10 protein-coding genes are annotated in these 10,769 nt (G+C 64.4%); 6 read left to right on the top strand and 4 right to left on the bottom strand.

Annotated elements, in window-relative coordinates; genetic code table 11:
- The 3 genes from cysC to gcvH all read left to right on the top strand — a co-directional run.
- Positions 1–1,392 (top strand): adenylyl-sulfate kinase (cysC, locus tag JHD67_RS19875; protein ID WP_199100918.1); only part of this gene is annotated, 1,392 nt, incomplete at its 5' end.
- 202 nt (positions 1,393–1,594) lie between these two features.
- Complete coding sequence (gene gcvT, locus JHD67_RS19870) at positions 1,595–2,695, top strand: glycine cleavage system aminomethyltransferase GcvT (RefSeq protein WP_199100917.1); 1,101 nt, start codon at positions 1,595–1,597, stop codon at positions 2,693–2,695.
- A gap of 106 nt (positions 2,696–2,801) precedes the next feature.
- Positions 2,802–3,197 carry a glycine cleavage system protein GcvH gene (gcvH, locus tag JHD67_RS19865; RefSeq protein ID WP_199100916.1) on the top strand — a complete coding sequence of 132 codons (396 nt, stop codon included), beginning with the start codon at positions 2,802–2,804 and terminating at the stop codon, positions 3,195–3,197.
- Positions 3,198–3,215: 18 nt separating this feature from the next.
- On the opposite strand, the gene JHD67_RS19860 is transcribed toward gcvH, so the two are convergent.
- Positions 3,216–3,533, bottom strand: coding sequence for a hypothetical protein (locus tag JHD67_RS19860; protein ID WP_199100915.1), 318 nt, complete (start codon positions 3,531–3,533; stop codon positions 3,216–3,218).
- Positions 3,534–3,797: 264 nt separating this feature from the next.
- Here JHD67_RS19860 and metJ point away from each other — a divergent pair, with 264 nt between their 5' ends.
- Positions 3,798–4,388 carry a met regulon transcriptional regulator MetJ gene (metJ, locus tag JHD67_RS22660; RefSeq protein ID WP_199100914.1) on the top strand — a complete coding sequence of 197 codons (591 nt, stop codon included), beginning with the start codon at positions 3,798–3,800 and terminating at the stop codon, positions 4,386–4,388.
- A gap of 442 nt (positions 4,389–4,830) precedes the next feature.
- A complete protein-coding gene (locus JHD67_RS19850; RefSeq protein WP_199100913.1) occupies positions 4,831–5,862 on the top strand; it encodes an energy transducer TonB in 1,032 nt (343 codons plus the stop codon).
- A 94-nt stretch (positions 5,863–5,956) separates the two neighbouring features.
- Here JHD67_RS19850 and JHD67_RS19845 read toward each other — a convergent pair whose 3' ends face one another.
- Complete coding sequence (locus JHD67_RS19845; protein ID WP_199100912.1) at positions 5,957–7,285, bottom strand: serine hydrolase domain-containing protein; 1,329 nt, start codon at positions 7,283–7,285, stop codon at positions 5,957–5,959.
- Between the two features lie 161 nt (positions 7,286–7,446).
- Positions 7,447–9,036 carry a choline dehydrogenase gene (locus JHD67_RS19840; protein ID WP_199100911.1) on the bottom strand — a complete coding sequence of 530 codons (1,590 nt, stop codon included), beginning with the start codon at positions 9,034–9,036 and terminating at the stop codon, positions 7,447–7,449.
- A 140-nt stretch (positions 9,037–9,176) separates the two neighbouring features.
- On the opposite strand from JHD67_RS19840, the gene JHD67_RS19835 reads away from it, so the two are divergent.
- The gene (locus JHD67_RS19835; RefSeq protein WP_343214403.1) at positions 9,177–10,454 is read left to right on the top strand and encodes an MFS transporter; all 1,278 of its coding nucleotides are present in this window, start codon (positions 9,177–9,179) and stop codon (positions 10,452–10,454) included.
- A gap of 4 nt (positions 10,455–10,458) precedes the next feature.
- Here JHD67_RS19835 and JHD67_RS19830 read toward each other — a convergent pair.
- Positions 10,459–10,769: CBS domain-containing protein (locus JHD67_RS19830; RefSeq protein WP_199100909.1), on the bottom strand; the 311-nt coding region annotated here is incomplete at its 5' end.

Here is a 10,769-nt window from a genome sequence, read left to right as displayed (position 1 = left end):
CTGGTGGACCTTCGCGAGGACATCTTTGCCGCTATCGCCCATGAGTATCGCGAGCTCGCCTCGCAGCTGGGCATCGATACCGTGCACGCGTTGCCGGTGGTGGCGCCCAGCGGTGACAACGTAGGCCAGCGCTCCGCGCGCATGCCCTGGTACCAGGGCCCCTGCCTGCTGGAGCTGCTGGAGGCAGCCGAGCCCGGCATGGCCCAGTCCAGCCACTTCCGCATGCCCGTGCAGTGGGTCAATCGTCCGGACGCCTCGTTCCGGGGTTACGCCGGCACCGTTTGCGATGGCCGGGTGAACGTGGGCGATGAAATCGTGGTGCAGCCCGCCATGCGGCGCGCACGCATTGAGCGCATCGTCACCGCCAATGGTGACCTGCCGCATGCGGTGTCCGGGCAGGCGGTGACACTCACGCTGGATCGCGAGGTGGATGTCAGTCGCGGCGATGTCATCGCCGAGGCCGCCCATCCCGCGCCGGTGGCCGACCAGTTCGCCGCCCATGTGCTGTGGATGGGGGATGAGCCGCTGCTGCCCCATCGCGCGTACTGGCTGAAGATCGGCAGTCGCACCGTCAACGCGCGGGTCACCTCGATCAAGCACAAGGTCGACGTGAATACCCAGGCCGAACTGGCCGCGCGGCGGCTGGAGCTCAACGAGGTCGGTTACTGCAATCTCGATGTGGACCATGCCATTCCCTTCGAGTGCTATGAGGACAGTCGCCCGCTGGGCGGTTTTATCCTGATCGATCGCCAAACCAACGCCACCGTCGCCTGCGGCATGCTGGACTTCGCCCTGCGTCGCGCGGCCAATGTGCACTGGCAGCACACGGATGTGGACAAGGAGGCGCGCAGCGTCAGCAAGGGGCAGCAAGCCCGCTGCCTGTGGTTTACCGGCTTGTCGGGCGCCGGCAAGTCCACCATCGCCAATCTGGTTGAGCGCCGTCTGCACGCGCTGGGTTTCCATACCTACATGCTCGATGGCGACAATCTGCGGCACGGCCTCAACAACGACCTGGGCTTCACCCCCGAGGCGCGCGTGGAGAACGTACGCCGCGTAGCCGAAGTGGCGCACCTGATGGTCGACGCGGGCTTGATCGTGCTGGTCTGCGTCATCTCGCCATTCCAGAGCGAACGGCGTTTTGCGCGCAGCCTGTTCGATGGCGATGAGTTCCTTGAGGTGTTCGTGGATACCACGCTCGAAGAATGCGAGCGACGGGATTCCAAGGGCCTCTATCGCAAGGCCCGCGCGGGCGAAATCCTCAATTTCACCGGCATCGACTCGCCGTACGAGGCGCCCGAGCAAGCGGAATTGCACCTGCGCACCGCCGGCCTGCGCCCCGAACAGTTGGCCGAGCAGGTGGTGGAGCAATTGTTGAGCGGGCAGGGGACTTAAGCCGCCCGCCGTGCGTCAGCGTCATATCGGCGGCCGCTGCCCTATCCGTCGCTGGCAACACAAAACAGCGCCAGGGCATGGCGTGCGTGCTGCACCGCACGACCGTGCCGATACGCGGGCGCACGGCCAGCCATGGTGTGCGCGGGTTGGAATGTGTCCGTGCGCCCGGCGATAATGTCGCTTTCCCCAGAGCCCGACTGCGATGACCGATAAGACCGTACTTAACGATACCCATCGTGCGCTCGGCGCCCGCATGGTCGATTTCGGTGGCTGGGACATGCCGATCAACTACGGTTCGCAGATCGAGGAACATCACGCTGTGCGTCGCGATGCCGGCATGTTCGATGTGTCGCATATGACCGTCGTCGACCTTCACGGCGCCCGCACGCGGGAATTCCTGCGCTACCTGCTCGCCAACAGCGTCGACAAGCTGAAGGTGCAGGGCAAGGCGCTGTATTCGTGCATGCTCAACGAGCAGGGCGGCGTCATCGACGACCTGATCGTGTACTTCCTGGGCGAGGAATTCTTCCGCCTCGTGGTGAACGCCGCCACCCGCGCCAAGGACTTGGCTTGGATCGAGGCGCAGGCCAAGGCCTTCGATGTGCAGGTGAAGGAGCGTCCCGATTTCGCCATGATCGCGGTACAGGGCCCCCATGCCCGGGACAAAGTGATTGGCCTGCTGGCCGAGGTGGACCACGAGCGCATCGGCAAGCTCGGCAAGTTCGCCGCCGCCGCCGCGCAGGGTCCGCATGGCATGCCGCTGTTCGTGGCCCGCACCGGCTATACCGGCGAAGACGGCTTCGAAATCGTGGTGCCGCAGGAGCACGCCGTGGCGTTGTGGCAAGCCCTCGCGGCGGCTGGCGTGGCGCCGGCCGGCCTGGGCGCACGTGACACGCTTCGCCTGGAAGCAGGCATGAATCTTTACGGCCAGGACATGGATGAAACTGTGTCGCCGTGGGAGGCCAACCTTGGTTGGACCATCGCGCTGGACGAAGGTCGCGACTTCATCGGTCGCAAGGTGCTGGAGGCCCAGAAGGCCGCCGGCGTGAAGCGCGTCATGGTAGGCCTGGTGCTGGACGAGAAGGGCGTGCTGCGTCACGGCCAGACGGTGCTTACCGCCAATGGTCCCGGCGAAATCCTTTCGGGCAGCTTTGCTCCCACGCTCAACAAGGCGGTGGCCTTTGCGCGTATTCCCGTCGGTGAGGCGGGCGACGTACGCGTGGATATCCGCGGCCGCGAAGTGCCGGTGCGCCTGGTGAAGTATCCGTTCGTGCGTGACGGCAAGCCCTGCGAGGGCATCTGATTTCCCGGCACGCGCGCGGTCAGCGCGCGGCCCGTGTTGCCACCCGGGTGAAGCGGCTAGAATTGACGCTCCACCCACGACCCGACATCAAAGACTGGATTCGATCATGAGCGAGATTCCCGGCGATCTGAAATTCCTCAAGTCCCACGAGTGGGCCCGCGTCGAAGACGACGGCCTGGTGCGCGTGGGCATCTCCGACCATGCCCAGGGCCAGTTGGGCGACCTGGTTTACGTCGAACTGCCGGAGATCGGCGCCAGCGTGCAGGCCGGTCACGGCGTGGCGGTGGTCGAGTCGGTCAAGGCCGCTTCGGACATCTACAGCCCGGTTTCGGGCGAGATCGTGGCGGTCAATGAACTGCTCAACGACAAGCCGGAAACCATCAACGAAGACGCCTTCGGCGAAGGCTGGATCTTCCTGGTGCGCGCCAGCGATCGCGCCGAGCTCAACGAGCTTCTCGACGCTGACGCCTACGCCGAGCTGGTCGAGAACGAAGACCACTAAGCCTCCGCGTTCGACGATTCACCCGACGCCGGCCGCCTTCGCGGCCGGCGTCTTTTTGACGGTTTCCTTCGCGCATTCGACGCCAATCGCGGGTGCGATATCGATCAAAAGATGCCGTCGATTTGGCGGATGGAAGTCCAAGCGGACGTCCGCTGCAGCGGGTCGCGCGTCCTCCATCGGGGGCGTTCGCGGGTCATTGAGGGTGGTTGAGGCCGGGTTGGGCAGGGTCCCGCCGGGTCGGTCCGCCAGAGAATTCAGTAGCGTTCTGTTCATCCCCGCGAGCGGGTCCAGTGGCTCTTTGCGCGTGAGATAAATGCGCACGGCGCTGTGAGACACGAGCGTTGCCTGGCAAAAGGCACGGTGAACGGAAAAGCCTTGTTTTAAGCTGTTTTATTAACTCAGTGATTATCTAATGGCATTTTCGATTGGCGGTATGGACGTCTGATTGAAAATGCATGTTTACCCCCTTCAGGCCTTGTCCGGTGGGGGTTTGAACCCTCCTGGGGGTGGATGAAACGGATTGATTTCGTAGCTAAAATCAATTGACAGTTGAAATCTTCAGGAATAGCTTTCGCATCGGAGTATGGAGAAACGGGTGCCATGGCAACAATGAAATACATCCCGCCTTATGTCGAGCATGGAGAAAAGGCCGGTGCAGTTCGCAAGATCACGGTCTCGATTCCATTGCACGTCCTAAGGCCTCTTTCTGACGAGCGCACCCGGCGTCAGGTGAATAATCTTCGGCACGCCACCAACAGCGATTTGCTGGTGGAGGCGTTCCTACATGCTTTTACTGGGCAACCACTGCCAACTGATGAGGAGCTGAGACGAACTATGGCCACTGCCAAGAAAGCCGCTGCAAAGAAGCCGGCCGCCAAGAAGGCGACCAAGAAGACTGCCGTGAAGAAGGCCGCCGCTAAGAAGCCGGTTGCCCGCAAGCCGGCCGCCAAGAAGGCTGCCGCCAAGAAGGTCGCCAAGAAGGCTGTTGCTAAGAAGCGCCCTGCCGCTGCCAAGAAGGCTTCGGTCAAGAAGGTTGCAACCAAGAAGGTTGCTAAGAAGGCAACCAAGAAGGTTGCTAAGAAGGTTGCTAAGCGCACTGTGAAGAAGGCTGCTGCCGCCAAGGTGGTCAAGGCCACCAAGGCTGCTAAGGCCCCCAAGGCGGCCAAGGCTGCCAAGGCTGCTAAGAAGTAAGCCTTACAAGAAACATGTAGTACGACTTTTCTCCCCGCGGTGCCCAGCGCGGGGAGAGTCATTCGAAAGAGCGATTCGTCCCGGCCCCTGCCGGGACGCTTCGTTTCCGGGGTACGAAAATATCCCGGGGATGATCCGATCAACGTTGCCGCGGCCCGGCTGATTGAACTCCGAGGGGTGGGGCGATGCCCTGCCGGGCAGCATGGCGCCCATGCCGCGTTGATCAGAACACGCCTGACGACAGGCCCGCCTCGCGGGCGTCCCGGGTGGCTAAGGCAAGCGCGTGACGCGAGATACCGCCGACGTTACGTGCGATTTGCCGTGCTGCCGCATTACGGTTACCTTTCACACATCCGCGCCGCGGCGAGCCTGGGGAGGCCCGTCGCTCCTGGATCTACAGGGGGAAAAAGCGCGGGTATCTGATGACACTCAGTGAGAGACCATGGATACCCGATATCTTCGTCATGCGCGCCGTCATGCGCGCGGGGCTGTGCAGCCCTCGGCCATTGCCATTATTGCTGTCGTCGCCGTGCTCGCGGCAGCCTCATGGTTCCTGATTATCAAGCCGCACCAGGACCTGGTTGACCAGGAAGCGGGCGCGCATCCGTCGACGCCGGTAACGGCAGCCAAGGCAGCCGCGGCCGCGCCGGTCAATGTGGCGGCCATGAGCATGAACCAGCTCTTGTCCGAAGCGCGTCGTGCTGTGAACGAGCAGCGTTTGCTGGCACCGGCAGGCAACAACGCGTTCGAGTTCTATCTGAAGGTGTTGGAAAAGCAGCCGGGCAACCAGGTAGCTACCGATGCTCTGCGCGAGACCTTCCCGGTGGGCGCCAGCCTGGCGGAACAGGCGATCAACCAGCGCGATTTCAACGATGCGCAACGCCAGATCGATCTATTGGCCAAGGCGGATCCGGCCAACTACACCTTGACCATTCTGCGTTCCAAGCTCGATGCCCAGCGCAAGCTGCAGGATCGCGAGCAGCAGCTGGCTTCCGATAAGGAGAAGCAGGCGCAGTTGGCCGCGCAGAAGGCGGCGGACAAGGTCGAGGCGGATCGCCAGGCGGCCGAGGCGCAGCAGAAGGCCTTGGCCGAGCAGCAGCGAGCGGCACAGCAGCGCGTCGCCCAGCAGCAAGCCGAGGCCAGCCGCCAGGCGCAGCCGCCGGCAGCCACGCAGGCGGCCAGCAATGAAAGCGCGGCAGGCGGCACGCACGGTGCGGTGTTGGTGCGCAATGTCAGCCCACGCTATCCGACCACAGCGGTGCGCGCCAATCAGGAAGGCTGGGTGGAAGTGAGTTTCACCATCACGCCGGAGGGCAACGTGGACGACGTCAAGGTGGTCGATGCCGAGCCGCGTCATGTGTTCGATCGTGCCGCGGTCGAGGCCGTGAGCCGCTGGAAGTATCAGCCGGCTACCCAGGACGGTTCCCCGGTTGCCTCACAGGACAAGCGTCGCATCGTTTTCAAGCTCAACTGAGCGGCGCGGGCATCGCCCGCGCCATCGTTTCCCCAGACCGCTAGAGGCGCTGCATGCATCATGCAGCGCCTTTTTTTGGGTCGTGCGGGGTGACTCAGCGCTTGGTGCCGTGCGTGCCGGTGGCAGTCTTGGTCTTGGTGCGGGTCTTGCCCTTGACCGTGCTGGCCGGCTTCTTGGCTGGGGCATCGCTTTCGATGCCCGCCCAGTCTTCGTGCGGCAGGCCGAGCAGGCTGTCCAGCAGCATGGGCATAAGGCCCGAGGGCACCGGTCCGGCCGAGTTCCACATGGTCACCACGCCGATGTGCTGCTTGGGCAGGAAGCCAATCATGGTGCGATAGCCCTCCACTGCGCCGGCGTGGAAGATCAAGGTTTCGCCGCCGTACTCGAAGACGCGCCAGCCCAGCGCATAGTAGGCGTCGGTCACGCGTGCACGGCGCCAGGGCGTGGAGCGTTCCTCGGCTGGCGTGGCGATCTCCGGCGTGTGCAGCGTGTCCAGCAGTTGTGGCGAAAGCACGTCCGGGCGCCCGCCCATCTGTGCCACCAACCACTGCTCCATGTCGCGCAGGCTGGCATTGACGCCCGCAGCCGGGGCCACGCGGTAATACGCTTCCTTGGGCTCGAATGGCGCCCAGCCCTGGCCATTGGGACGATGCGGGCGCGCCCAGCTCTTGCTCGCCTCCAGGCCTTCGCGACCATAGCTGGCGCTCTTCATGCCCAAGGGGAAAAACAGGCGCTTCTCGACCTGGCGGCTGAAGAAATCGCCCGTCTGCGCATAGACCACGTCGCCGATCAGGCTGAAAGCGATGTTCTGGTAGCCATAGCACTGTCCTACGTCGCAGGTCAGGCTCACCTCGTCCAGGCGGCGCGCCAGTTCCTCGTACGGGATGTTCTCCTCGAGCATGTTGTCGTAGGTGTTCTTGGGCAGGCCCAGCCGCTGGCCGAGAATGTCGCGCACGGTCGCCTGTTCGGCAGCGCTGTCGCTCTTGAGCTTGAAGAACGGCAGCACGGCGACCAGTTTGGTGTCCCAGCTGAGCTTGCCGTCGGCCACCAGCACGCCGGTGAGCGCCGAGGCAAACGCCTTGGACAGCGAAGCAAGGCGGAACACCGTATCGGGTGTCACCGGCTCCCGCGTGGCGGCGTTGGCGTAGCCGATGGTGTCTTCGAACACCACCTTGTCGTCCATCACCACGGCGGTGGCCAAGCCGGCCACGGCATTGCGTTGGTCGAGGCGATCCAGCCATTGCCGGTAGGCGCTCAGGGTGTCTTTCACCCGTTCGCTCGGCAGGGCCTGCGCGGTAGCGCTGGCGCTGGGCGCGTTGGCGGCTGAGTTAAGCGGCATATCGCTACCGGTGCGGGCGAGCAACGGTGTGCTGGATACGCCCAGCGCCAAGGCGATGACCCACGAAATCGTACGTATCCTCATGCTGCTCGGACGCGTTGTTGGCGCCATGGTGGCGCGGTTGGAACCAGCCTGGTCTGCTTGAACCGGCAGCGGAGCGCGGGACTCAGGGCCCGTAGCGTGGGCTCGAGAGTAGCGCAGGCAGGGCGTAAATTCTCGTTGTCGCCCGCGCGCTGGCTCTGCGTTTAGCGCGCAGCCGAGGTTTCCCCAAGGATCAACGCACTGGCCCGCTCGGCGATCATGATGACCGGCGCATTGGTGTTGCCACTGGGCAGGCTGGGCATTACCGAGGCGTCCACCACGCGCAATCCGTCGATGCCGCGCAGGCGTAGTTCGCTATCCAGCGGCGCGCGGTCGTCCTTGCCCATGCGGCAGGTGCCGACAGGGTGGTAAATGGATTCCGCTTTTTGGCGGATGAATTGGGCGTACTCGGCATCGCTGTGCAGGGCGCGCTCGGGAAACACCGGCGCGCCGCGATAGGGCGCGAACGCCGGTTGGGAGAGGATCTCGCGCGATAGCCGCGCGCCTTCGATCATGCGCTGCAGGTCGTGGTCTTCCCCGTCGCCCAGGTAGTTGGCCTGAATGCTCGGATGGGCCGATGGATCGGCCGAGCGCAGCCGCAGCGATCCACGGCTACGCGGATGCAGGTAGCAGGCATGCACGGTGTAGCCGTAGCCAGGCAGGCGGTGGCGGCCGTGGTCATCGAGCAGGGCCGGCACGAAATGGAATTGCAGGTCGCAACGCTCGTCGGTGGCGAGACGGCTGCGTACGAAACCACCGGCTTCGGCCACGTTGGAGCTTCCCGGGCCATCGTGATGACGCAGGAACCGCCAGCCGGTGGCGAGTTCGTTGAGGTGGTCGTAGGTGATCTTCTGCGTGCAGCCGTCGAGCGTGCAGATATCCAGATGATCCTGCAGGTTCGCGCCGACCTCGGGGTGGTCGGCGACCACGGCGATGCCCTGCTCGCGCAGGTGATCGGCCGGACCTACGCCGGACAGCATCAGCAGTTGCGGTGTATTGACGGCGCCGCCGCACAAGATCACCTCAGCGGCCTCCAGCAGCGCTTTCTCGCCGTGCAGTTGCACACCCACGGCACGCCCCTGGCGGATCGCTACGCGCGCCACCAGGGCGCTCGTGCGAACGTACAGGTTGGGTCGCGAGCGCACGGGTGCGAGATAGCCTGTGGCCGTGGAGCAACGCCGGCCGTCCCGCTGGGTGACCTGATAGAGGCCGAACCCAGCCTGCGTGTCGCCGTTGAAGTCATCGTTGTGCGGATAGCCGGCACTGCGCGCGCCCGCCAGGAACGTGTCCGAGAGCGCGTTGTGGTAACGCAGGTCGCTGACGCCGAGGGGGCCTTGCGTGCCGTGCAGCACACTGGCGCCGCGGCTGTTGTCCTCGCTGCGCAGAAACCACGGCAGCACCTGCGGCCACGACCAGCGGTCATCGCCGGTGGCGTCGGCCCAGCGTGCGTAGTCGCCCGGCACGCCGCGGATGTAGCACATCGCATTGATGGAGCTGGAGCCGCCTAGCGTCTTGCCGCGTGGCCACCACAGTTGTCGTCCCAGCAGTTGCGCTTCCGGCTCGGTGGCGTAGCTCCAATTGACCCGGCGGTTGTTGACCAGGCGCGCGATGCCGGCAGGCATGTGGATCAGTGGGTGCCAGTCGGACGGCCCCGCTTCCAGCAGCAATACGCGTTTGCTCGCGTCCGCGCTGAGCCGATGGGCGAGTACGCAGCCGGCCGACCCGGCACCGACGATGATGTAGTCGTATCGCAAGCGATTCCCCCGAGAATGCCTGAAGGCCAAAACCGTTACCCGCGGTAAGGCTAGGCTGCATGCTAGTCTTAATTCGACCCACGCTGGAAACGCCGGTGAATTCCTCCGCACCTGCCGCAGCGAAAGAAGGCCCCGCCTTGATCTTGTCGGCGGTGGCCTTTTTCTTCGTTATGACGGCTTATTACATCGTCCGCCCCGTGCGCGATCAGCTCACCGGTGCGGTGGGCTCGCAATCCCTGCCGTTGTTCTATGCCGCCACCTTCGGAGTGATGTTGCTGCTGACGCCCGTCTTCGGCGCCTTGGTGTCGCGCTTTGCGCGCCGGCGTCTGCTGAGCTGGAGCTACAGCTTCTTTATCGTCAGCCTGATCGCCTTCGTGCCGGCCTTCCTGGCCCAGGATCGCATCGGCGCGCGCGAGCTCGGGGTGGTGTTCTTTGTCTGGGCCAGCGTATTCAACCTGTTCGTGGTGTCGCTGTTCTGGAGCTTCATGGCGGACATCTTCTACAGCGTGCAGGCGCGGCGGGTGTTTCCGCTGATCGCGCTCGGCGGCATGGCGGGTGCGATCTTCGGGCCGCTGGTGACCAAACTACTGGTGCAGGTAATCGGCGTGGCCGCGTTGCTGGTGGTCTCCGCCACGGCGCTTGGCATCGCGCTGGGTGTGCTGCTGGCGCTGTCCGCGCGGCACGATTGCCGCGGCACGCAGCGCAGCGAGGAGGCGATCGGCGGCTCGTTGTGGTCGGGCATCAAGGAATTGTGGACGCGGCCTTTTCTGCGCTACATGGCGATCCTGATGGTGCTGGGCGATGGCATTGGCACGCTCGCCTACGCCTTGATGGCCGATTACACCAAGCTCCATTTTCCCGACAAGATCGCGCGCACCGCGTTCTACAACGACCTGGATCTGGCCACCAATCTCTTGGGCGCCATGTTGCAGCTCACCTTTACGCGCTGGCTGCTGGTGCGCAAGGGCGCTGCCTGGGGGCTGGTGGTGCCGTCCCTGGTCAATCTGGCGCTATTGCTGCTGATCGTGGGGTGGGGTACGCGCAGCGTCGCGGTATTCGGCTTTGCGGTGCCCATGCTGGCGGTGATGATGGTGGGCTCGCGCGGATTCGCCTACGGCATGACCAAGCCCTCCACCGATGCGCTTTACACCCGCGTGCCGCGCGAGACGCGCTACAAGGGCAAGAATTTCGTGGAGACCGCCATCTGGCGCTTCGGCGATCTCCTGGTCACCAGTGGCGTCAATGTGCTGGGACAGTTCGGTGTGGCGGTAGGAGGCATGGCAGCCATGGGTGCCGGCGTGTCCACGCTGGCGACCTGGGTGGCGGCGCGCGCTGGCCACTCGCCCGACCTGCTGCCTGAGCAGCAGGACGAGGCGCCGCATCCGGACCGCGCACGCACGGCGGACGCCCGCACGTAGCGCGTCAGCTAGTGATGTAACGCTGCAGCTGTTCGATCTGCTCGGCCTGGGCGTCGATCACTTCTTTCACCAGGTCGCCGATCGAGATCACCCCTACCACGCGCTCGTCCGTGACCACCGGCAGGTGGCGGATGCGGCTGTCGGTACACAGGCGCATGCAGTCGAACACATCGGTGTCGGGCCCCACCGTCAAGGGCGGGCTGCTCATGATCTCTGAGACTGCGGTCTGGGCAGACGATCGGCCTTGCAGGATCACCTTGCGCGCGTAGTCGCGTTCGGAAACGATGCCTACCAGCCTATCGCCGCGCATCACCA

It is taken from the genome of Dyella sp. ASV21 (genome assembly GCF_016428975.1).
GTDB lineage: Bacteria > Pseudomonadota > Gammaproteobacteria > Xanthomonadales > Rhodanobacteraceae > Dyella.
Note: the sequence above shows the minus strand (reverse complement) of the source record. Positions and strands in the feature narration are given on the sequence as shown.

Bases quoted from the DNA above. Each gene is read 5' to 3' on its own strand.
- JHD67_RS19850 (WP_199100913.1), top strand. From the start codon at position 4,831: ATGGATACCCGATATCTTCGTCATGCGCGCCGTCATGCGCGCGGGGCT.
- metJ (WP_199100914.1), top strand. From the start codon at position 3,798: ATGGCAACAATGAAATACATCCCGCCTTATGTCGAGCATGGAGAAAAG.
- JHD67_RS19845 (WP_199100912.1), bottom strand. From the start codon at position 7,285: ATGAGGATACGTACGATTTCGTGGGTCATCGCCTTGGCGCTGGGCGTA.
- gcvH (WP_199100916.1), top strand. From the start codon at position 2,802: ATGAGCGAGATTCCCGGCGATCTGAAATTCCTCAAGTCCCACGAGTGG.
- gcvT (WP_199100917.1), top strand. From the start codon at position 1,595: ATGACCGATAAGACCGTACTTAACGATACCCATCGTGCGCTCGGCGCC.